General features: G+C 67.0%; 22 protein-coding genes and 1 riboswitch. Of the genes, 8 read left to right on the top strand and 14 right to left on the bottom strand.

Annotated features, from left to right (window positions below; translation table 11 throughout):
- Position 1: 1 nt before the first annotated feature.
- A complete protein-coding gene (locus J7I85_RS16730) occupies positions 2-721 on the bottom strand; it encodes a DUF1003 domain-containing protein (RefSeq protein WP_214853756.1) in 720 nt (239 codons plus the stop codon).
- Positions 705-1,988, bottom strand: a complete 1,284-nt coding sequence (locus tag J7I85_RS16725; RefSeq protein WP_003805129.1) for a magnesium transporter MgtE N-terminal domain-containing protein — start codon at positions 1,986-1,988, stop codon at positions 705-707. The genes J7I85_RS16730 and J7I85_RS16725 overlap by 17 nt, the downstream gene beginning before the upstream one ends.
- Positions 1,989-2,065: 77 nt before the next feature.
- On the opposite strand from J7I85_RS16725, the gene J7I85_RS16720 reads away from it, so the two are divergent.
- Entirely contained in the window at positions 2,066-3,070 is a 1,005-nt protein-coding gene (locus J7I85_RS16720; RefSeq protein WP_214853754.1) for a general stress protein, read from the top strand.
- Between the two features lie 94 nt (positions 3,071-3,164).
- On the opposite strand, the gene J7I85_RS16715 is transcribed toward J7I85_RS16720, so the two are convergent.
- Positions 3,165-4,754 carry an aminopeptidase P family protein gene (locus J7I85_RS16715; protein WP_214853752.1) on the bottom strand — a complete coding sequence of 530 codons (1,590 nt, stop codon included), beginning with the start codon at positions 4,752-4,754 and terminating at the stop codon, positions 3,165-3,167.
- Between the two features lie 105 nt (positions 4,755-4,859).
- Here J7I85_RS16715 and J7I85_RS16710 point away from each other — a divergent pair, with 105 nt between their 5' ends.
- Positions 4,860-5,705, top strand: a complete 846-nt coding sequence (locus tag J7I85_RS16710; protein ID WP_214853750.1) for a PHP domain-containing protein — start codon at positions 4,860-4,862, stop codon at positions 5,703-5,705.
- 73 nt (positions 5,706-5,778) lie between these two features.
- Here the strand turns inward: J7I85_RS16710 and J7I85_RS16705 are convergent, their stop codons facing one another.
- The 3 genes from J7I85_RS16705 to J7I85_RS16695 all read right to left on the bottom strand — a co-directional run bounded on the left by J7I85_RS16705 (position 5,779) and on the right by J7I85_RS16695 (position 10,177).
- Complete coding sequence (locus J7I85_RS16705; protein WP_214853748.1) at positions 5,779-6,651, bottom strand: site-specific DNA-methyltransferase; 873 nt, start codon at positions 6,649-6,651, stop codon at positions 5,779-5,781.
- Between the two features lie 5 nt (positions 6,652-6,656).
- Complete coding sequence (locus tag J7I85_RS16700) at positions 6,657-8,339, bottom strand: DEAD/DEAH box helicase (RefSeq protein ID WP_214853745.1); 1,683 nt, start codon at positions 8,337-8,339, stop codon at positions 6,657-6,659.
- 302 nt (positions 8,340-8,641) lie between these two features.
- A complete protein-coding gene (locus tag J7I85_RS16695) occupies positions 8,642-10,177 on the bottom strand; it encodes an RNB domain-containing ribonuclease (protein ID WP_214853741.1) in 1,536 nt (511 codons plus the stop codon).
- A 41-nt stretch (positions 10,178-10,218) separates the two neighbouring features.
- Between J7I85_RS16695 and J7I85_RS16690 the strand changes: the two genes are divergently transcribed.
- Positions 10,219-10,905: a ferritin-like fold-containing protein gene (locus J7I85_RS16690; RefSeq protein ID WP_214853738.1), complete on the top strand. Its 687-nt coding sequence runs from the start codon at positions 10,219-10,221 to the stop codon at positions 10,903-10,905.
- Between the two features lie 37 nt (positions 10,906-10,942).
- Here the strand turns inward: J7I85_RS16690 and thiE are convergent, their stop codons facing one another.
- The gene (gene thiE / locus J7I85_RS16685) at positions 10,943-11,644 is read right to left on the bottom strand and encodes a thiamine phosphate synthase (RefSeq protein ID WP_214853735.1); all 702 of its coding nucleotides are present in this window, start codon (positions 11,642-11,644) and stop codon (positions 10,943-10,945) included.
- Between the two features lie 27 nt (positions 11,645-11,671).
- Positions 11,672-11,792: riboswitch (TPP riboswitch) on the top strand.
- Between thiE and thiO the strand changes: the two genes are divergently transcribed.
- The 4 genes from thiO to J7I85_RS16665 all read left to right on the top strand — a co-directional run bounded on the left by thiO (position 11,784) and on the right by J7I85_RS16665 (position 14,917).
- Positions 11,784-13,058, top strand: coding sequence for a glycine oxidase ThiO (gene thiO / locus J7I85_RS16680; RefSeq protein ID WP_214853734.1), 1,275 nt, complete (start codon positions 11,784-11,786; stop codon positions 13,056-13,058). It overlaps the preceding riboswitch by 9 nt.
- A gap of 77 nt (positions 13,059-13,135) precedes the next feature.
- Positions 13,136-13,372 carry a sulfur carrier protein ThiS gene (thiS, locus tag J7I85_RS16675; protein ID WP_214853731.1) on the top strand — a complete coding sequence of 79 codons (237 nt, stop codon included), beginning with the start codon at positions 13,136-13,138 and terminating at the stop codon, positions 13,370-13,372.
- 17 nt (positions 13,373-13,389) lie between these two features.
- Positions 13,390-14,172, top strand: a complete 783-nt coding sequence (locus tag J7I85_RS16670) for a thiazole synthase (RefSeq protein WP_251024433.1) — start codon at positions 13,390-13,392, stop codon at positions 14,170-14,172.
- Positions 14,173-14,236: 64 nt separating this feature from the next.
- Positions 14,237-14,917, top strand: coding sequence for a 4a-hydroxytetrahydrobiopterin dehydratase (locus J7I85_RS16665; RefSeq protein ID WP_214853726.1), 681 nt, complete (start codon positions 14,237-14,239; stop codon positions 14,915-14,917).
- Positions 14,918-14,982: 65 nt separating this feature from the next.
- Here J7I85_RS16665 and J7I85_RS16660 read toward each other — a convergent pair whose 3' ends face one another.
- From J7I85_RS16660 to J7I85_RS16635, 6 genes are all read right to left on the bottom strand, one after another.
- Positions 14,983-15,744, bottom strand: coding sequence for a cation transporter (locus J7I85_RS16660; protein WP_214853724.1), 762 nt, complete (start codon positions 15,742-15,744; stop codon positions 14,983-14,985).
- On the bottom strand, positions 15,741-16,067 hold the full coding sequence (locus J7I85_RS16655) for a helix-turn-helix transcriptional regulator (protein ID WP_214853722.1): 327 nt from the start codon (positions 16,065-16,067) through the stop codon (positions 15,741-15,743). The genes J7I85_RS16660 and J7I85_RS16655 overlap by 4 nt, the downstream gene beginning before the upstream one ends.
- A gap of 172 nt (positions 16,068-16,239) precedes the next feature.
- Positions 16,240-16,485: a hypothetical protein gene (locus J7I85_RS16650; protein ID WP_214853721.1), complete on the bottom strand. Its 246-nt coding sequence runs from the start codon at positions 16,483-16,485 to the stop codon at positions 16,240-16,242.
- A gap of 201 nt (positions 16,486-16,686) precedes the next feature.
- Positions 16,687-16,989 carry a hypothetical protein gene (locus J7I85_RS16645; protein WP_214853720.1) on the bottom strand — a complete coding sequence of 101 codons (303 nt, stop codon included), beginning with the start codon at positions 16,987-16,989 and terminating at the stop codon, positions 16,687-16,689.
- 8 nt (positions 16,990-16,997) lie between these two features.
- A complete protein-coding gene (locus tag J7I85_RS16640; RefSeq protein ID WP_003805104.1) occupies positions 16,998-17,222 on the bottom strand; it encodes a DUF3107 domain-containing protein in 225 nt (74 codons plus the stop codon).
- A 56-nt stretch (positions 17,223-17,278) separates the two neighbouring features.
- Entirely contained in the window at positions 17,279-17,947 is a 669-nt protein-coding gene (locus J7I85_RS16635; protein WP_214853718.1) for a TetR/AcrR family transcriptional regulator, read from the bottom strand.
- A gap of 84 nt (positions 17,948-18,031) precedes the next feature.
- On the opposite strand from J7I85_RS16635, the gene moeB reads away from it, so the two are divergent.
- The gene (gene moeB / locus J7I85_RS16630) at positions 18,032-19,231 is read left to right on the top strand and encodes a molybdopterin-synthase adenylyltransferase MoeB (protein WP_214853716.1); all 1,200 of its coding nucleotides are present in this window, start codon (positions 18,032-18,034) and stop codon (positions 19,229-19,231) included.
- A 32-nt stretch (positions 19,232-19,263) separates the two neighbouring features.
- Here the strand turns inward: moeB and J7I85_RS25120 are convergent, their stop codons facing one another.
- Positions 19,264-20,622: a multicopper oxidase domain-containing protein gene (locus J7I85_RS25120; RefSeq protein WP_308159530.1), complete on the bottom strand. Its 1,359-nt coding sequence runs from the start codon at positions 20,620-20,622 to the stop codon at positions 19,264-19,266.
- Between the last annotated feature and the right edge of the window lie 51 nt (positions 20,623-20,673).

The following is a 20,673-nucleotide window of genomic DNA, read 5'->3' as shown; positions in this document are numbered from 1 at the left end:
CTCAGCTTTCGGGAGAGGTGGGTCGGTGGGCTGCCCGGCCCTGCCGCGTTTTTTCAGACTTGACCTTGGGGATCTGCTGGGTGCGGGGATTGCGTTGCTTCTCCCGCTTCTCCTTCAGCTTTTCGCGGACCAGCTCGCGCGGCGATTCATGGCTTCCGGGCCCGGAGGGTTCATGCGTGCGGAGCTCCTCCTGGGCCTCCAGCAGGTCCTCCAGCAGGCTGCGCAGTTCCGCCCGGACGTAGTCGCGGGTGGCCACTTCACGCAGCGCGATCCGCAGTGAGGCCAGTTCCCGCGTGAGGTATTCGGTGTCCGACAGGTTGCGCTCCGCCCGCTGGCGGTCCTGCTGCAGCGACACGCGGTCTCGGTCGTCCTGGCGGTTCTGCGCGAGGAGCAGCAGCGGTGCGGCGTACGAGGCCTGCAGGGACAGCATCAGCGTCAGGAGCGTAAACCCGAGCTCAACCTTGTCGAACTGCCAAGCCGTGGGCGCGAAGGTATTCCAGGCCAGCCAGAATACACAGAACACGGTCATGTAGAGCAGGAACTGCGGCGTGCCCATGAAGCGGGCGAAGCCCTCCGTCGCGTGCCCGAACGCATCAGGGTTGGGCGAGAACTTGGGGAGCATGCGCTGGCGGCCGCTCAGCGGCGTGTCCAGGCTTCCCTGGGCTGCCGGCTTTCCGCTCGGTCGCGTTGCCTTTGCCGTGTTTTCAGCCAATGCGGCCACCAAGCTTCCTAACCGGGGCCTCGCCGTCGTTTGCCCGCCAGTCATCGGGCAGCAGATGGTCCAGGACGTCGTCCACTGTCACTGCGCCAACCAGCCGGCCTGCCTGGTTGACCACCGGCAGGGAGTTCAGGTTGTACGTGGCGAGGGTGCGCGCGACTTCGCTGATGTGGGCCAGGTCCGAGAGCGGCTCCAGGTTCTTGTCCACGAGGTTGCCCAGCGACTCGAACGGCGGGAAGCGCAGCAGCTGCTGGATATGCACCACGCCGAGGAACCGGCCGGTGGGGGTTTCAAGCGGAGGACGGGCGATGAAGATGGACGAGGCGAGGGCAGGGGAGAGTTCCTCGCGCCGGACGTGGGCGAGGGCCTCCGCCACCGTGGCTTCGGGCGGCAGGATGACGGGGACAGGGGTCATGAGGCCGCCGGCGGTGTCCTCGTCGTATTCGAGGAGGCGCCGGACGTCCTCCGCGCCTTCAGGCTCCATCAGCTGGAGGAGTTCCTCCGCCTGGGCGGACGGGAGCTCGCCGAGGAGGTCGGCGGCATCATCGGGGTCCATCTCCTCCAGGACGTCAGCGGCACGCTGGACGTCGAGGGCGGAGAGGATTTCCACCTGGTCGTCCTCTGGCAGCTCCTGCAGGACGTCCGCGAGCCGCTCGTCCTGCAGTTCGCTTGCTACTTCGAAGCGCCGCTTGTCGCTCATCTCCTGCAGCGCCTCGGCGAAGTCCGCGGGCTTGAGGTCCTCGTGGTTGGCCACGAACTGCGTGGCGGCCTGCGGTTCTGTCTTGGCTCCCTGGTGCGCGTCCGCCCAGTCGATGATCATGGTCTCGTTGCGGCGCAGCCTGCTCAGGGGCGCCAGGGAATGTCCGCGCCGGACGAACAGCTTGCTCACGAACCAGTCGCCCGAGCGGTGCTGGTCCATGGCGATGTCCTCGATGGTGGCATCGCCGCTGCCGTCCGTCAGGGTGACCCGGCGGTCGAACATTTCGGCCACCACCAGGGTTTCGGCGCCGCGCTGTTCGAAGCGCCGGAGGTTGACCAGCCCGGTGCAGATGACCTGCGTCTGGTCGATGGAGGTGATGCGGGTCATGGGGACGAAGACGCGTTTCTTGCCGGGAACTTCGACGACGATGCCCACCACGTGCGGGGCGCCCCGGGTTCCGCGGGAGAGCACGACGACGTCACGCAGCCGCCCCAGACGGTCGCCCAACGGATCGAAGACGTCCAGTCCCAGGAGGCGCGCGACAAAGACGCGGGTAGGATTCGTGCTCACCTCTACAGGCTACCGAGTCTGCTCTCTTTTAGCTGAATTTTCAGCTTTCACCCATCCTTATGGGCAAGAATGGGGTTATGGCTAACATTTTTGGTGCTCCGAAGGCTGCGCCCAACGGCTCGGACGAGTCGAAGACTGTCCCCACGGGGGACACGGTCGGCTCGTATACCTCTTACCTGGACGCCCAAAAGGCCGTGGACTACCTCGCCGACCAGCAGTTCCCGGTGCACCTGGTGTCCATCGTGGGGAACGACCTCAAGATGGTGGAGCGGGTGACGGGCCGCCTCAGCTACCCGCGCGTGGCGCTCTCCGGTGCCCTGAGCGGCATGTGGTTCGGCCTCTTCGTCGGCGTCATGCTCTCCTTCTTCACGCCTGCCGGCGGGACGTTTTCCATCATCAGTTCGGTGCTGATGGGTGCGGCGTTCTTCATGCTGTTCGGGATCGTCACTTACGCCATGCAGCGCGGCAAGCGCGACTTCACGTCCACCAGCCAGGTGGTTGCCACCAATTACGACGTCGTCGTGGCCTTCGAGGCGGCCCAGGAGGCGCGCCGGCTGCTCCAGCAGCTCCCGATGACGCAGTCCGACACGACCCCGGGTGCGCGCCCGGCGTCGTCCACCCAGCACGACTACCAGAACCAGCCATACCAGCAGCCGGGCCGGCACCAGGGACCGCCGCAGGCCCCGTCCCAGGGGCAGGCGCCGCAGCGGCCGGCGGGCTGGAACGATCCCTACGGCCAGCGCAGCCAGGACGCCAACGAGCAGTACGGGGCCAGCCAGCACCCACAGGGCGGGCAGCCGCAGGACCCCAACCAGCAATATGGCACAGGCCAGCACGTTCAGGGCGGGCAGCAGCACCACACAGGCCAGCAGGGCCAGCAGTATGACGGGGAGCAGCCGAACGGCTCCGGCCAGCAGTCCGCTGCCAACGAGCAGGGCCAGGCGGCGGAGGGCGCCCCGGCAACGGGCCAGCGCCCGCCGTCGGCCGTCCGCTACCCGGACCTGCCCGACGGGCGGCCGCAGTATGGCGTACGGGTGGATCCGAACCAGGCCCACCCGGGCCGGGACGGACAGCAGCAGTAGCCAGGTACAGCAATAAGGGACGGCCGCCGGATCATCCGGTGGCCGTCCCTTTTGCATTTGTTCCAGGCGTCCGCGGGCGCCTGGAACCGAACCCTTAACCCTTGGCGTCGATTTCCTGGTAGATGCCTGCCATCCAGGCCTCGACGTCGTCCGCGGTGCGGGGGAGCGCCGCGCTAAGGTTCACGGGGCCCTCGGCCGTCATCAGGATGTCGTCCTCGATGCGCACGCCGATGCCGCGGTACTCCTCGGGTATGGCGAGGTCTTCCTGCTTGAAGTACAGGCCCGGTTCGATGGTGAAGACCATGCCCTCCCGCAGCACGCCGTCCAGGTAGAGTTCCCGCTTGGCCTGGGCGCAGTCGTGGACGTCGAGGCCGAGGTGGTGGCTGGTGCCGTGCGGCATCCAGCGCCGGTGCTGCTGGCCGTCCTCACCAAGGGCCTCCTCGACGGAGACCGGGAGCAGGCCCCATTCCGCAAGCCGCTCCGCGAGGACAGTGGTGGCGGCGGTGTGGATGTCGCGGAACTTCACGCCGATCCGGGCGGCCGCGAAGCCGGCGTCGGCCGCGTCCAGGACCGCTTCGTAGACCTTGCGCTGCACGTCGGAGAACTTGCCGTTGGCCGGGAGCGTGCGGGTGATGTCCGCGGTGTAGAGCGAATCGGCCTCCACGCCGGCGTCCAGCAGGAGGAGCTCCCCGGCGTTGACCTTGCCGGTGTTCCGTGTCCAGTGGAGCACGGTGGCGTTGTTGCCAGAGGCGGCGATGGTGTCGTAGCCGAGTTCGTTGCCTTCCTCCCTGGCGCGGGCGAAGAAGGCGCCTTCCACCACGCGTTCGCCGCGGAAATGCGTCAGGGCGCGGGGCAGGGCCTTGACCACTTCGGTGAAGCCTTCCACAGTAGCGGCCACGGCGATCTGCATCTGCCCGATTTCCCACTCGTCCTTGGTCAGGCGCAGTTCGGAGAGTGCTTCGGACAGCTTCTCGTCGAGGGCGTCCAGCACGCCCAGGTCCAGGTTGTCCGGGTCCTTGGCGGTGTTGTAGCGGGCCGTGTCCACGAGCGCGTCGATGTTTTCGTCCACCTTGCGCACCAGGCGGATGGAGATGCCGCCGATTTCGGGGGCGCCGACGTTCTTGGTGACGGCCATCTCGAGTTCGTCGATGTGGGCGGTGGGGATTCCCAGCCGGGCCCCAAATTCGGCCAGCGTGGGCCGTGCCCCGATCCAGAATTCACCCGACCGTGCGTCGGCGTAGAACTGTTCGGTGTCCCGCCCGGCCAGCGGCCGGAAGTAGAGCGTGGCGCGGTGGCTGCCGCCGTCGTCGCCCTTTCCCTGCTCGACGGGCTCGAAGATGAGTACGGCGTCGGGCTCATGGTCCAGCCCGAGGCCGGTGAGGTGGGCGAAGCCGGAGTGCGGCCGGAAACGGTAGTCGCAGTCGTTGGACCGGACCTTCAGGGGCCCGGCCGGAAGCACCAGACGTTCACCCTTGAACTGGTCGGAGATGGCCCGGCGCCTCCTCGCGGCGTGGCTGGCCACGGCGTCCCGTTCAGGGGTCACCTGCGGCGCGGCCGCCCAGTTGCTGGCCATGAAGGCCTTGAAAGCCGCGGAACTGGGCCGCTGGGAGCGGTTGTTGACGCGCTCTTCCAGGGGCTGGGAAGTTGTGTTTTCACCGTTGTGGGTGTTGTCTGCATCGTTCACCGTCCAATAGTCTCACCAGCCGAGCGGCTTAGGCCAACACCGGCGCGGGAGGGAGAATCACGCTCATCCCGGCCACAGGGGCCCGCCATCTACTAGGCTGGGCTGGTGAGGATAGATCTGCACGCCCACTCGAATATTTCCGACGGCACGGAGACACCGGCGGAGGTCATGGCGGCCGCGGCGGCGGCAGGGCTGAACGTCATTGCGCTGACGGACCATGACTCCACGGACGGTTGGGGGGAAGCCTCCCGGGCGGCGATTGACCACGGCGTGGCACTGGTGCCCGGCATGGAGATTTCCTGCCGGACGGAGCAAGGAATCAGCGTCCACCTCCTGAGCTACCTGCACGACCCCACGCACCCGGGCCTGCTGGAGGAAATTACGAAGGCCAGGGAGGCCCGCCTGACCCGCGCCGAACGCATGGTCACGCTGCTCGCCGAGGATTACCCCCTGAGCTGGGACGACGTGATCCACCATGTGGCGCCGGGGGCCACGCTGGGACGGCCGCACATCGCCGACGCCCTGGTGGCGGCGGGAGTGGTAGCGGACCGTTCCGAGGCCTTCACCTCGATCCTTACTTCCCATTCGCGCTATTTCGTGCAGCACTACGCGCCGGCGCCGGCCCTCGCCGTCGAACTGGTCTGCGCCGCCGGCGGCGTTCCCGTCTTTGCCCACCCCGTCGCCTCCGCACGGGGGCGGGTGGTGGGCGAAAGCACGTACCACGACATGATCGACGCCGGCCTGGCCGGCCTGGAGGTCAACCACCGGGACAACCCCGAGGAGGGCCGGGAATTCCTGCGGAAGCTGGCCGCCCAGCACGGGCTGGTGGTGACCGGGTCCTCGGACTACCACGGCCTGGGCAAGCCCAACCGGCTGGGCGAGAACCTGACCGCCCCGGACGTCCTCGGCCGGATCGAGGAGCTGGGCACGGGCACCGCCGTCGTCCGCTAACCCAAGCAAGTAGCACTTCAGGGCGTTCCCAGCGCTGGGAACGCCCTGTGCTGCGACCCACCTGGGCGGGTACCTACACGGGCGGGTAGGAGGCGATCTCGGCGTGCGCCCCGAGCCGCTTGGCCATGACGTCGATGGCCGGCTGGTTCTGGTCCACGCACACAAAGCGGCGGCCCAGCTTCGCGGCCACTGCGCCGAGTGTGCCGGAACCGGCGAAGAAGTCGAGGCACCAGTCACCCGGGCGGCTGGACGCGGCAACAACCCGCCGCACGAGGCCCTCGGGTTTCTGCGTGGGATAGCCGGTCTTTTCCTTGCCAGTGGGGGAGACGATGGTGTGCCACCAGACGTCCGTGGGCAGCTTGCCCAGCTCACGCTTGGCCGGAGTCACGAGCCCCGGGGCCATGTAGGGCTCCCGGTCCACTTCCACGCTGTTGAAGTGGTACTTGGCCGGGTTTTTGACGTAGACGAGGATGTTGTCGTGTTTGGTGGGCCAGCGGTTTTTGGCGCGTGCACCGTAGTCGTAGGCCCAGATGATCTCGTTCAGGAAGCATTCACGGCCAAAGATGGCGTCCAGCATCACCTTGGCGTAGTGCACCTCGCGGTAGTCAAGGTGCAGGTACAGGGTTCCGTCGTCGGCCAGGAGCCGCCATGCCTCCACCAGGCGCGGCTCGAGGAAGGACCAGTAGTCGCTGAAGGCGTCGTCGTAGCGGTGGAGGGCGCCCTTGATCGTGTCGTAGGAGCGGCCCTTGAAGCCCACCCGGTCGCCGCCGCCGTCGGCGTTGAGCACCATCCTTGTTTCCTGGCGCTGCTGGGACCTGCCGGTGTTGAAGGGCGGGTCCACGTAAATGAGTGTGAAGGCGCCGTCCGGCAGCGTGGGGAGGAAGTCCGCGTTATCCGCGTGCACCACCAGGTTGCTGCCGTCCGGCGCCCAGACAGTTTCAGTCATTGAGGCTATGGGGCCTCGGTGCCGGGCTGCGAACCGGTTGCGGCGGATTCGCCGCCAGAGACCACTTCGCCGTTGCGGCGGCGCGTGCGGGTGCGGTTGCGGCGCGGACGTACCGGCTGCTCACCTTCAACAGTCGTAGTCGCGGTGGAAGCAGGGCCGGTTCCGGCATCTGCGGCCGAATCTGACGAACGACGGCGGCGCTCACCCGATCGCTTGCCCGCGTCACCGCCGCGGCGGCTGTCTTCCCTGCTGCCGGAGCGGCCGGAATCGCGGCCGGAATCGCGGCCGCCGGAGCGGCTGTTCTTCTTGCCGGTCTCGCCCAGGTCCTCCAGGACCTCGGCGTCGACGCCGGCGAGGGTGCGCTTGCTGCGCGGGAGCCGGCCCTTGGTGCCCTCGGGGATGTCCAGGTCCTCGTACAGGTGGGCTGAGGAGGAGTAGGTTTCGACGGGCTCGGGAACGCTCAGCCCCAGCGCCTTGTTGATGAGGCCCCAGCGCGGCATGTCGTCCCAGTCCACGAACGTGACGGCGGTGCCCTTGTTGCCGGCGCGGCCGGTGCGGCCCACGCGGTGCAGGTAAATCTTCTCGTCCTCGACGCACTGGTAGTTGATGACGTGAGTGACGTCGTCGACGTCGATGCCGCGGGCTGCGACGTCGGTGGCCACCAGGACGTCCACCTTGTTGTTGCGGAAGGCACGGAGCGCCTGCTCGCGCGCGCCCTGTCCGAGGTCACCGTGGATGGCGGCGGCGGCGAACCCGCGGTCCACGAGTTCCTCGGCAACCTTTGCGGCAGTGCGCTTGGTCTTGGTGAAGATGATGGTGCGGCCGCGGCCGCGGGCCTGCAGGATACGCGCGACCACCTCGATCTTATCCATGCTGTGTGCACGGTAGATGAGCTGACGGATGTCGCGCTTGGTCAGGCCCTCGTCGTCCGGATCCGCGGCGCGGATGTGGGTGGGCTGCGTCATGTACCGGCGGGCCATGGCAATGACCGGGCCCGGCATCGTGGCCGAGAACAGGAGCGTCTGGCGAACGGGCGGCGTGCCGGCGATCAGGGTCTCCACGTCGGGCAGGAAGCCGAGGTCCAGCATCTCGTCAGCTTCGTCCAGCACCACGATCTTGACGTTCTTCAGGACGAGGTGCTTCTGCTTGTAGAGGTCGATCAGGCGGCCGGGCGTGCCGACCACCACCTCGACGCCCTTCTGCAGCGCGTCGATCTGCGGCTCATAGGCGCGTCCGCCGTAAATCGTGGCGATCCGGGCGTTGCGCTTGCGGGATGCCGTCTGGAGGTCGTTGGCAACCTGCACGGCGAGCTCACGCGTGGGAACGATCACCATGGCCTGCGGTGCGCCGGGAGCGGGCAGTTTATCGAAGCCGGCGTCATCGCGGCCCACCACGCGCTGCAGCGCAGGAATGCCGAAGCCGAGGGTCTTGCCCGTTCCAGTCTTGGCCTGGCCGATGATGTCGTGGCCGGACAGCGCCACTGGCAGAGTCATGGCCTGGATAGGGAAGGGGTGCGTGATGCCGGCGTCGGCAAGGGATTCAACGATGTCAGCACGGACGTCGAGGTCCGCAAACGACTTTTCGGCTATTTCGTGCGGCTTCTCATCCGAGATGATGGTTTCTTCCGGCTCGATGGTCTCGGTGCCGGAGTCGTCAGAAAGAAGCTGGTGGGTATGCAATTCACTCACAGGGGAGTTTCCTTATTCATTTGGGCATTGGCGCCGCCTGCTCAACGGGCCGGCCGCGGGGCCGTTCCGGAGCACGCTCAGGCGCGCAAGCAATTCCAGTGGAAGCCGATCGCGGGCTATCTAATTGCCGGCACTGGGGACCGGCGGGTGTGACTCAAGATCGCGTAGGGGCGGGCTTGTTGAATTCAATTTACGGAAATCAACGACCGGGCATCCATTACTACCTAGCCAGTCTACTGGCAAACCCGTGTTTTCCTTGACTCGGGCCGCCGCGGGGGATCCGTTGCGGCCGCGGGAGTGGTTCAGTCGACGAGCTCGAGGTGGACCTCCCGCGTTGCGATGTCCGAGGAGACGAGCCGGACCCGGACCCTGGTGCCGGGCTCCATTTCGCCGGCACACCTGGCCGTTACCGCCGGTTCGGCGATCTGGACCACTCCGGAGGGGCCGGATCCGTTGGTCCCCTTCCCGTTTACCTTGCCGTTCCCGTTCCCGTTCCCATTTCCGTTCCCGGTGCCTGCTCCGTTGCCGTTCCCGTTCCCGTTCTTGGTCGGCTTTGACCCGGAGATCACCACGGCATCGAACTCCTGCCCGATGTGGTTGATCAGCAGCGCCGCTTCCACAGTGTCCAGGGCCAGCCGTTCCATTCTTCCCGCCAGCTGGTCCGAATACGCCATGATTTCGGGCAGTGAGGGGAGCGCCGCGCGGGCCCAGGCCGGCACCGGCCGGTTGTTGCTCAGTGCCTCGCAAATGACCAGGACAAACCTGTCCACGAGGCGGCGCAGCGGGGCGGTGGTGTGGGCGTACGCCGTGCCGATGGCTGACTGGACAGCGTCCTCCGGGACGGTTCCGTCAAAGTGCGTGTACCCGGCTCCGCGGAAGAGCATTCCGGCCGCGTGGAGGATGGCCAACTGCCGGTGGTCGGTGGGGTCGAGGGTGCGCAGGTACTCGCCGTAGCTTTCCTGCCCGTCCCACGGTTTGCCCAGAGCGTGGGTCTGCCGCTTGAAGTGGCTGAGCGAGCGTTCATCCGGGGCCGGCATTGTGCGCAGGATCCCCACCTTGCCGTTGAGCATCAGTGAGGCGGCGGCCATTCCGGTCATGAGCGAGATCTGGGCGTTCCAGTCCTCCACCGGAAGCTGCGGCACTGCGACGATGCGGTAGCCGCCGTCGGCAAGCTGGACGATCTCCTGCTCCGGCATGTTCAGGCTTGCCCCGCCGCGGGCGCGTTCCAAGTCCACCCGCTTGCGCCCGACCTCGCACAGGAGCTGCAGCATGGGAGGGGCCGTGCCGGCATCCAGTTCTGCCTGGACCCCCTTGTAGTTGAGCTTGGCGCGGCTACGCACCATCGCCCGGCGCACCAGCACGGACGCCACCTCGGCGGCGGCATCGAGCTCGAACTCCCAGACGAAGGCGGAGCACAGCTGCCCGGCGAGCAGGCTGCCGGCGTTCTCACTGATCACCTCCGGATGCAGCGGAATCCGGCCGTCGGGGGCGTAGAAGGTCTGCCCGCGGCGGCGGGTTTCGGCGTCGAGCGCGCCGCCCGGCTGCACGAAAGACGGAACGTCTGCAATGGCATAGAGGATCCGGTATCCCTCGCCGAGGCGTTCGATGAAGAGCGCCTGGTCAAGGTCGGTGGACGACGGCGGATCGATGGTCAGGAAGTCCACCCCGGTCAGGTCCAGGGCCGGAAACTGCCGGTCTGCAACGGCGGCTTCAGCTTCCTTGAGCACAGCCTCGGGAAATTCTCCTGGAAGCTCCAGCTCCGTCCGCAGCGCGCTCAATGCCTCCTCGAGCGCGTTGGTCTGCTCGTGGACGCTGGGCGACAGACGATGATGTGACACGAAAATCAGGTTAGCCCGAATTGCGCCGTTAGTCTTGGATTATGGGCACTTCCTCGGCTGACACCGCTCGCTACGACCGCTTCGTTGCAGACCTGTTCGGCGTGATGGCATACGGCGAACTGTCCGCGTTCGAACGGCTCTCGTCCGACGCCCGTTACTCACCCACGCTGCACGACCGCGCCGTGCTCGGCAGGATCGCCGTCATCGAATTCCAGCACTACGAACTGGTGAGCGCCAAGCTGGCGGGGATGGGCGTCGACGTCGAACATGCGATGCTGCCATTCCAATCCGCCGTGGACCACTTTCACGAGCGGACCCGCCCGGCGGACTGGTACGAATCCCTGATGAAGGCCTACGTGGTGGACACGGTCTCCGCCGATTTCTACCGGGCCGTGGCCCGGTTTGTGGATGCCGGAACCCGTGACCTCATCCAGCAGATCCAGTCGTCGGAAGAGGCCACGGCCGTGCTTCGGGAACGGCTCAGTGGGGCGCTGGCAGACGACCCCCGGCTCGCGTCCAGGCTGGCGCTGTGGGGCCGCCGCCTCCTCGGCGAAGCGATCACGCAGGCCCAGCGCGTGGGCCACGACCACGCCTTCCTGAGCGAGCTGTTCGTCGAGTCGGAGCCCGGTGCCACGGACGCCACCGCACGCGAGCTGGTGCGGGGCATCACCGCCGAAGTCGCGGAGAACCATTCCCGGCGGATGGTCCAGCTGGGCCTGAGCGGGTAGCTCCAGGACTCGCCGCCCGCGGATCGGGCCGTCTCGGTTACGAGACGGCGGCCGGGTACGTTGCGTCGAGGGCATCGAGCAGTTCCGCCGCGGCTGCTGCCGGGTCTGACGCCTCGGTGATCGCCCGCACGACGACGATGCGGCTGGCTCCGGCCGCCAGGACCTGCTCCACGTTCGTGCGGTCGATCCCGCCGATCGCGAACCAGGGCAGCAGCAGGCCGCCAACCCGTTCCTCGTTTGCGGCGCGAACGGCCTCCGCCGCGTAGCGCACCAGGTCGAGCCCGACGGCGGCGCGCCCGGGCTTGGTGGGGGTGGCCCACAGCGGGCCCACGCAGAAATAGTCCAGGCCACTGCGCCCGTGGGCAGCGCCGATGGCTGCATCCACCTGGTCCGTGCTGTGGGTGGACAGCCCGATCACCGTTGAATCGTGCAGCAGCTTCCGGGCGGCGCGGAGCGGCAGGTCCTTCTGGCCGACGTGGAACACCGGTGCACCGGCGATGGACGCGATGTCGGCGCGGTCATTAACGGCCCACAGCCGGCCGTGCCTGCGGGCGGCGGCATGCACTACTTCCAGCAACTCGAGTTCCTCGGCCGCCTCGATGCTCTTGTCCCGCAGCTGGATGATGTCCACGCCGCCGGCGAACGCCGCGTCCACGAAGTCCGCAAAGTCCCCGCGGTCCTTGCGGGCGTCGGTGCAGAGGTACAGGCGGGCGGCGGTGTGGGCAGAGTGCACGGTCATGGCAACCACCTTAGTTCCTCTAAACTGGGCAGGTACCGCGGGAGCCCGTTGCTGCTGTCATAAAGACGCAGGGCTGAGAGGGCGTCAGAGCCGACCGCTTGACCTGATCCGGTTAGTACCGGCGTAGGGAAGGAATTCCATGAACCCTAAAACCAGCGGCGACGAATGCTCCGCGGGAGCCTTGGAGCCCGGCGCACTTGAGGCAGATGTGGCCGTCATTGGCGGCGGCGTGGTTGGCCACGGCATCGCCTGGGAGGCACGGCGCTCCGGCCGTTCGGTGGTGCTCATCGATGAAGCCCCGGGCAGCGGTGCAAGCTGGGCTGCGGCCGGCATGCTCGCCCCGGTCAGCGAACTGCATTACCAGGAGGAAGGGCTCCTGGAACTGATGCTGGAATCCTCCGCCAGATGGCCGGAGTTTGCGGCCACGCTCACCGCCGGCGAGGACGCCGGTTACCTGACGACGCCGACCCTGGCGGTGGGTGCCGATCCGGCCGACCGCCGGGCCCTGATGGACCTGCGGGACGTGCAGCGGGCCCACGGCCTGAACGTTGAACCGCTGACCATCCGTGAGGCACGTTCCCGGGAGCCGCTGCTCAGCCCCGCGATCTCCTGCGCCCTGGACATCCCGGCGGACCACCAGGTGGATCCGCGGAAGCTCGTCCGGGCGGTTGCTGCCGAGCTGGCCGGCCATGGCCAGGAGATTGCGGCAGCGGAGGGATACGCGCTGCGGGAGCACGCCGCTGGCCTGCTCTGGGACGGCGCGCGGGTCTGCGGGGTCCGGCTGGCCCGCGGCGGAACCGTCAGGGCGGCCGAGACGGTGGTGGCCAACGGCCTGGCCGCGGCGCACCTGCAGAACCTCCCCGAAGGCCTGCAGCTGCCGCTGCGCCCGGTTTACGGAGACATCCTCAGGCTCAGAGTCCCCGCACACCTGCAGCCCCTGCTCACCGCAACGGTGCGGGGCATGGTGCGGGGCGTGCCGGTGTACGTGGTGCCCCGCGGGGACGGCACGGTGGTGATCGGCGCCACCCAGCGTGAGGACGGTGTGCCGGGCACCAGCGCCGGGGGTGTCTACCAACTGCTGCGCGACGCTCAAGCACTGCTGCCGGCAGTCGCCGAACTCGAGCTGCTGGAAGCCACCGCCCGGGCACGGCCCGGCACGCCGGACAACGCCCCGCTGCTGGGCCGGGTGCCGGCCGGAGGGCAAGGTGCGGGAACGGACGTGGCGGGCCTCATCATCGCCACCGGCTTCTTCCGCCACGGCGTTCTGCTGACCCCGGCCGCCGCGGCGATCTGCCGCCAGCTCATGGACGGCAACACCGATCCGCGCTGGGCCGCCTTCCGGCCGGGCCGGTTTTCACCCTGGCTTCCGGACCCACTGGGATCTGCCGCTGTTCTCAGCCCTATCCCCGGCTAATAACCCCAAGGGACACCGCAAGCAGCGGGAACTGTCACGTTGACCCGCGTCACATTTGACCAAAACAAGGAACCAGCATGAACATCACACTGAACGGCATTGAACAGGAAGTAAGCGAGGGCGCCTCCGTCACCTCACTCGTCAGCCAGGTCACGGGGCGCCAGCTGGCCGCCAGCGGGCAGGCCGCCGACGGCCAGCGGCTGGGTGTGGCGGTGGCCCGCAACTCGGCCGTCGTGCCGCGCAGCCAGTGGTACGCCACCGCCCTCGCCGACGGCGACGAGATCGAACTTGTCACGGCAGTCCAGGGAGGATGAAGACGATGGCAGAAACAATGATTGAAACAACAGACAGCCTGGTCATTGACGGAGTGGAGCTGACTTCGCGGCTCATCATGGGCACCGGAGGCGCTCCAAGCCTGGACGGTCTCGGCGCAGCGCTGCTCGCGTCCGGCACCCAGCTGACCACAGTGGCGATGCGGCGCTACTCGCCTGCCGAAACCGGCTCGTTGTTCCAGCTGCTGGTGGACCACAGAATCCGCGTGCTCCCCAACACCGCCGGCTGCTTCACGGCCCGGGACGCTGTCATGACGGCGGAGCTGGCCCGTGAAGCGTTGGAGACTGATTGGGTCAAGCTCGAAGTCATCGCCGATGAGCACACGCTCCTGCCTGATGCCGTGGAGCTGGTGGACGCCACCGAGCAGCTGGTCAACCGGGGCTTCAAGGTCTTCGCCTACACCAATGACGATCCCGTTTTGGCGCTTCGGCTGGAGAACCTGGGTGCATCGGCCGTCATGCCGCTGGGAGCGCCGATCGGCACGGGCCTGGGCATCCTCAATCCGCACAACATCGAGCTGATCGTGTCACGGGCCTCCGTTCCCGTGGTCCTGGACGCAGGGATCGGCACGGCCTCGGACGCGGCCCTGGCAATGGAACTGGGTTGCGACGCCGTGCTGCTGGCCACGGCCGTGACCCGGGCCCAGAACCCCGCGCTGATGGCCGAGGCCTTCAAACACGCCGTGATCGCCGGTAGGCTGGCGCGTGCGGCCGGGCGGATCCCGCGCCGTGAGCATGCGTTGGCGTCGTCGGCCATGGAGGGCCGGGCGGAGTTCCTCTAAGCCCGGACAACTCCTGCCCGCCCGGCGCGCGGCCGGCTCACCAGGTACTTCCCAGGAGCCAGTTGTGGCCGCCAGCGACGACATCCTTAACCGACCGCAGATCGACGAAGCGCTCGCCGGGCTGCCCGACTGGCGCTACCGCCTCGGCGGGCTTGTCACTGTCTATAAGGCGCCGACGGCGGCCGTCGCGCTCGAGCTGATAGCCGCCGTCGGGCGCGTGGCAGAGGAAATGGACCACCACCCGGACCTGGACTGGCGCTATAACCGGGTGTTCATCCGGTTCAGTTCCCACGACGTCGGCGGGGAGGTGTCCACGCGGGACGCCCGCGCTGCCGCCTCCGTCAGCGATGCCGCCTCAGCGGCAGGGGCCGAGGCCCAGCCCGGCCTGTACCGGTCGGTGGACATCGGCATCGACACGGCTGACGCCGCGGAAATTTCCGAGGTCTGGCGCGTAGCTCTCGGCTACCGGAAGGGCAGGTCCGGGGACCTGGTTGACCCCTACGGGCGCGGTCCCGGCCTCTGGTTCCAGGAGACGCCGACACCGAACGACAACCGCCTCCATCTCGACATCCACCGCTCCAAGGCCGAGTCGGCACCTGTACTGGAGAAGACCGCGGCAACCGGGGCGCTGATGAACAGTGACCACGCACCCAACTGGGTGGTGGTCACTGATGCCCAGGGGAACCGGCTCTGCCTGCACACCGAGGGAGGCCACGGTCCGGACGTTGCCACCCCGCCGGAGTAGCAGTCTGTCAGCAACACCAGTCCGTGGAAGGCCAGATGAGCTTCAGGGAGTCCTGGATCCGGTCCTTAGTTTTCCCGGCGGGTCAGCGGCAGGCCCAGTACCAGCGGTGCAGGCGCTGGTTCTGAAGCTTTGCAGCTGTCGCAGCAGCCGTCCGCGGCAGGCTCAGACGATGCTTCCTGTTCTTCAGCGGGCACCGCCTGGGGGACAGTGCAGCACACGTCCCCGCGCCACGCGTTGACACCCTCCCGGACGGCGATCGCCGCGATCACAAGGGCGGCACCGGCGTCGGCCCACCACCAGCCCAGCGTGCTGTTCAGGACGAGGCCGATCAACAGGACGGCGGAGAGGTAGGTGCAGAGGAGCGTCTGTTTGGAATCAGCGACAGCTGTCTTTGAGCCCAGCTCACGGCCCGCCCGGCGCTGCAGCCAGGACAGAACAGGCATGATGGCCAGGCTCAGCGCGGCGATCACGATCCCGGGGGTCGAGTGCTTGGCCTCCCCGCCGCCGGTCAGGGACCGGACGGCGTCAACGGAGACGAAGGCCGCCAGCGCGAAGAATGACAGGGCGATAATCCGCAGGGTGAGGTGTTCTCGCCGCTCAGGGGCCTCGGAGGAGAACTGCCATGACAAAGCAAGGGCGGAGGTGACCTCGATTACCGAGTCCAGCCCGAAACCAATAAGCGCGGAGGAGTCCGCGACGCCGCCCGCCCACAGCGCCACCGCGGCTTCAATCACGTTGTAGGTGATCGTCGCCGCCGCGAACACGCGGATACGGCGGTTCAGGACCGCCCGCCGCGCCGGCACCAGTGACAGCTGCACGGCGCTCATGCCAGGCACGTCCCGTCAGGGGTGCAGCACGCCGGATCCACGGCAAGCACCACTCCGATCAGATCCCGGATGGCGTGACCCAGCCGGGCGTCGGCGAGCTCGTACCGCGTCCGCCTGCCGTCCGGGACAGCCACCACGAGGCCGCAGCCGCGCAAACAGGCCAAATGGTTGGACATGCTCTGGCGCGACACCGCCTGGGCATCAGCAAGGTCGGAAGGGTAGGCGGGGGCATCGGCCAGAGCCAGCAGGATCCGGGCGCGCGTCGGGTCAGAGACCGCATAACCGAACCGGGCCAGCACCGGAGCGTGTGTCAGAGTCTGCATAGACTCACAGTACATCCGCTGATGTATTGAGCCAATGTTGTGCCACCGGCCACCCAGCGGGCCGACCTTGGGACACATGCTGGACGTTTCATGACACGCGAAACCAAAAGCGGAAAGCTTCCTCGGTGAAATCAGATGACGGCGGGCGTCCCAGGGCATGCCATTGGCACTGTCAGACGTGATTCAGTTCAAGGAAGCAGGACGTCCCTAGGCCGGACTCAAAGATGCCTGTGACCACCATGACCGTCTCTCCGGTTGTACCTCGCCTTACGGGTGGGGATACGCTGCCGGGCTCGATTCCCTGTGTGTCTGTGCGTGCTGCATAGGGGCCAAAGGCTTCGAGTTCCGCCCTCATGCGCTCACGCAGGGAGGAGTGCTGTGGGACGGAGTCCCTGCGCTCGTACTTTGATCCGCCCATGGCGCTATCCTTCAGTGACCCGCTGCGTGATGGCCATCCCCACTAGGGATTGTTCGGCAAGACAACGAACTGCGCAGAACTCGCGCCAGGTTGAGTCACGGCTTGACGAATTTAGAAGCATCTTAAAGGACAGTGACCACGCACCCGCTTGGGTGGTGGTCACTGATGTCCGGGCGTGGCGCCAGCCAGATCCTGCAGAGGCTAGATTTTCAGCGCTGCCGTCAGCCGCTGGGTGTCCTGCCTGGCGCGCGCCCGGCCCAAGTAGACCGCCACTGCCAGGGCAGCAGCCGTCCCGGCCGCCATGGGAAGGATCCACGGCAGCCACGTCAGGCCCGGCTGATAGCCCAGCCCCGCCGAGATACAAATGATCCAGGTGAGCATGCCCACCGCAGCAGCGGTGCCTGCCGGCACGAGGATGCCGTACTTGGCGTGTCGCCGGTCGTTGGCCCAGACGATGAACCCGGCAGCAGCAGTTACCAGGACCACGATCACGAGGGACAGCACTGCTCGGCCTACAGTGCGCCGAAGCCGACCCGGCGCACTTCCTCTGCGCCGATTTCGACGTAGCCGAGGACGTTTGCCGGGATGATGATTTGACGGCCCTTCTCGTCGTTCAGGCGCAGCTCGCTGCCCTTGGCGATGGCCTCGGCCACTACTTTGGCCACAGCGTCAGCATCCTGAGCCGATTCCAGCACAATTTCACGGCCGACGTTCTGAATGCCGATCTTTACTTCCACAGCAAGGCCTCCCAGCCAGTCAAGGTTGAAATTTCAAAGGTAGTTTCAGTTGTAGTCTAGGTCTCTTTGGGGAAGCGAGAGATTCCGCGCCAAGCTAAACGGTAAATCAGGTCGCTGGCCACATCGAGGTCGAGGTTCCCGTCCGTTTCGAGCCAGTAGCGCGCGCTGACTTGGGCCATGCCCGCAAGCCCACGTCCCAGCAGCTGGGCCTCCAGCAGGGGGAGCTTGGTGTCCTCGGCGATGATCCGCGCTATGGCGTCGGCGAAGGTCTTGTTGAACGTCTCCAGGCGCGAGCTGACGTCGGCGTCGTTGATCAGGTCGGATTCGAACACCAGCCGGTGTGCCTGGTCGTCGCTGTCAATGAAACGGAAATAGGCACGCATGACGGCCTGCACGCGCTCCTTGTTGTCCGTGGTGGAGCTCATTGCTCCGAGCATGAGCTCGGTCAGTGCCTCGAGATGGCTGTCGAGCAGGGCTAGGTACAGCTCACGCTTCGACGGGAAGTGCTGGTAGAGCACAGGCTTGCTGACATGGGCCGTTTCCGCGATCTCGTCCATCGCGGCGCCGTGGTATCCGTTGGCGACAAAAACTTCCTGGGCTGCGGCCAGCAGCTGGGCCCGGCGCTCGTCGCGCGGCAGCCTGGCAGAACGCTGGCCGGAGGCGCGGACCGGGCCGGCATTGGATTGCGCGGCCTGAGTTCGATCAACCGGTGCATGATGAACCACTGTTGGCCTTCTTTCCTTTGCAGTTAACTTCACTTTACCCGGGGGTAATATGACCGCGCGGTATCTTCAGGCATACATTGAAGTATGGCTTCTCCGTCCACGGCAAATACAGTCCGCACGTTCCCGGGCCCCCTCGTCGATCCCGCGGCCGGGCTCTCCACCGAAGAGGTGGAGCGGTATTCCCGGCACCTCATCATTCCCGAAATCGCCGCACTCGGCCAACGCCGGCTGAAGAACGCGCGAGTACTGGTCATCGGCGCGGGCGGCCTGGGCTCGCCGGCGCTGCTCTACCTTGCCGCAGCCGGCGTGGGAACCATCGGGATCATCGACGACGACGTCGTGGACCTGAGCAACCTGCAGCGGCAGATCATCCACGGTGTGCGGGACGTGGGCCGGCCCAAGATCGAATCCGCCCGGGACGCGATTGCCGAGCTGAACCCGCTGGTGGAGGTCCGCCTGCACGACGTCAGGCTGGATGCCTCCAACGCCCTGGAGCTTTTCGCCGGTTACGACCTCATCCTGGACGGGGCCGACAACTTCGCCACGCGCTACCTGGTGAACGACGCCGCCGCGATCCTCGGCAAGCCCTACGTGTGGGGGTCCATCTTCCGCTTCGACGGGCAGGTCAGCGTGTTCTGGGAGCAGCACGGCCCCACCTACCGGGACCTCTATCCGGAGGCGCCGCCGGCCGGTTCCGTGCCGTCGTGCGGGGAGGGAGGCGTGTTCGGAATGCTGTGCGCGGCCGTCGGATCGCTGATGGTGACGGAGGCCGTCAAGCTGATTACCGGCGTCGGGCGTTCCCTGCTGGGCCGCGTGGCGCTGTACGACGCCCTGGGCGGCAGCTGGCGCGAGATCAGGGTGTCCAAGGACCCGGATGCCCCGCGGATCACGGAGCTCACCGACTACGAGGCCTTCTGCGGCGTCGCCCCGACGGAGACAACCGACACCGAGCACACCGTGACGGCAACGCAGCTGGCCACGATGCTGGCCTCGCGGCAGGCCGGGCTGAAGGACTTCGACCTCGTGGACGTGCGTGAGTCGGGGGAGTACGACATTGTCCGGATCGACGGCTCCGTACTGATCCCGCAGGGGCGGATCCTCTCCGGCGAGGCGTGGGGCGAGCTGCCGCAGGACAAGGACATCGTGTTCCACTGCAAGGCCGGGACGCGGTCCGCCGCCGTGCTGGCCGCCGCCCGGAAGGCGGGCTACCAGCGTGTCAGCCATCTCGACGGCGGCATCCTCGCCTGGGTGCGCGACGTTGAGCCGCAGAAGCCGGTCTACTGACTCAGCCTTCCTCACCGCGGTTTCCGCCAACGTCACCGCGCGATGACCGGGATCTGCCGGGAATGGAGGACCTTGCCGGTGATCCAGTCCAGCAGGTCGACGGTGAGCTTGTAATCACCGGCCGCCGGCGGGCGCAGGAGCATGTCGTACCGTTCCGCCGCACCGAAGTTGATGAGGCTGGCGCGCATAGGGCTGGTGGCGGAGATCGGCCGGGCCGGCGCATTGGGGTTTGAAGTGTCCCGGAACGGCCGGCCGTCATGGGCGATCAGCTCCGCCATGGCAACTCGTTTTCCTGCCGCGTCCGTGAAATAGGCATTCACCGGGAAATAGTTGGCGTTCAGCAGCCGCAGCAGCGTGGGCTTGACCGTGCCCCCGTTGGACATCCGGGCCCTGATGCGCGTCAGGTGGATCGGGCCCTCTGCCGTGGGCACAGGAGCCAGTTCGCCGCCGAGCAGGTAGAAGTGCTTGGGCTCGAACTTGTCCAGGCCGGCGTCGTCGCCCGAGAGCCCGGCGGCGTGGTTGAGTTCATGCCAACGCGGGTCCACGGAATACGGGACCAGGATGGTCTCGGTGTCAACGTCGTACTCCGGGCCGTCGACGAACGCCCGCCGCGCTCCCTTGGTCACGGGATAGTCCTTGTGTACCGGCGGGTCAATGATCAGCGGGCCGAACATGCCCATCTGCACGTGCAACGTGGTGTTGACGTGGCAGTGGTAGAAATACGTTCCGGATGCCCCGGCGTTAGGGTTCCCCGGCTGGCCCCGGTCAGGGCGCCACTGGTACGTGTATGAGCCGGATACCTCAAAGGAGGTGTGGCCCACGCCATCGTTCCTTGGGTCAGGCTCCATTCCGTGCCAGTGCAGGGTATGAACCCTCTTGCTGGGACGGATGGTGCCGTGGAACAGTTGCCCCTCCGTGAGGCGCAGCAGGGGAGCGGGGAAGATCCGGCCCGAGTTCTCGGTCTCGAACGTCCACATCTCGAACTCGCCGCCATCGTCGAACTTCATTTTCTGGTTGAAAAACTTGAATTCATGGGCGACATCGGGTTTCAGTGGGAACTCGGTCTTTGGGCTTCCCTCATGCATCTGGTGTGAGCTGAAGTCCGCCTGGCTGCGGAAGAGCTCAGGCTGCGGCGTGGCATTGACCGGGCCGGGGGCCGCAACGGTCCAGTGGCCCACCAGGCCGCCGGGATACATGCCGCCGCGCGCCACCTGCGACGGTTCCGCGTGGCAGTGCATGGGGTAACCCCAGTCGCTGTTCCGGGCGTTCCACACCTGGTCGATGGTCTCCGGAGGACGCCGCACCGGCAGCATGGAGTCCTTCCGGTCCAGCGGGTGCATTTCGACAACGTCCTCCCACTGCTGGAGGACTACGTGGCCGTCGGCGTCCACCCTGCCCCGTGCGCGGGGGAATTCTCGCCGTTACGGCGCACCGTCCAGAGA

The organism is Arthrobacter sp. ISL-65, assembly GCF_018613795.1.
GTDB lineage: Bacteria > Actinomycetota > Actinomycetes > Actinomycetales > Micrococcaceae > Arthrobacter.
This window is presented reverse-complemented; position numbering and strand designations above follow the sequence as displayed.

Bases quoted from the DNA above. Each gene is read 5' to 3' on its own strand.
- J7I85_RS16655 (WP_214853722.1), bottom strand. From the start codon at position 16,067: ATGCAGACTCTGACACACGCTCCGGTGCTGGCCCGGTTCGGTTATGCG.
- J7I85_RS16705 (WP_214853748.1), bottom strand. From the start codon at position 6,651: ATGACTGAAACTGTCTGGGCGCCGGACGGCAGCAACCTGGTGGTGCAC.
- moeB (WP_214853716.1), top strand. From the start codon at position 18,032: ATGGCTTCTCCGTCCACGGCAAATACAGTCCGCACGTTCCCGGGCCCC.
- J7I85_RS16660 (WP_214853724.1), bottom strand. From the start codon at position 15,744: ATGAGCGCCGTGCAGCTGTCACTGGTGCCGGCGCGGCGGGCGGTCCTG.
- thiS (WP_214853731.1), top strand. From the start codon at position 13,136: ATGAACATCACACTGAACGGCATTGAACAGGAAGTAAGCGAGGGCGCC.
- J7I85_RS16690 (WP_214853738.1), top strand. From the start codon at position 10,219: ATGGGCACTTCCTCGGCTGACACCGCTCGCTACGACCGCTTCGTTGCA.
- J7I85_RS16720 (WP_214853754.1), top strand. From the start codon at position 2,066: ATGGCTAACATTTTTGGTGCTCCGAAGGCTGCGCCCAACGGCTCGGAC.
- J7I85_RS16670 (WP_251024433.1), top strand. From the start codon at position 13,390: ATGATTGAAACAACAGACAGCCTGGTCATTGACGGAGTGGAGCTGACT.
- thiO (WP_214853734.1), top strand. From the start codon at position 11,784: ATGAACCCTAAAACCAGCGGCGACGAATGCTCCGCGGGAGCCTTGGAG.
- thiE (WP_214853735.1), bottom strand. From the start codon at position 11,644: ATGACCGTGCACTCTGCCCACACCGCCGCCCGCCTGTACCTCTGCACC.
- J7I85_RS16650 (WP_214853721.1), bottom strand. From the start codon at position 16,485: ATGGGCGGATCAAAGTACGAGCGCAGGGACTCCGTCCCACAGCACTCC.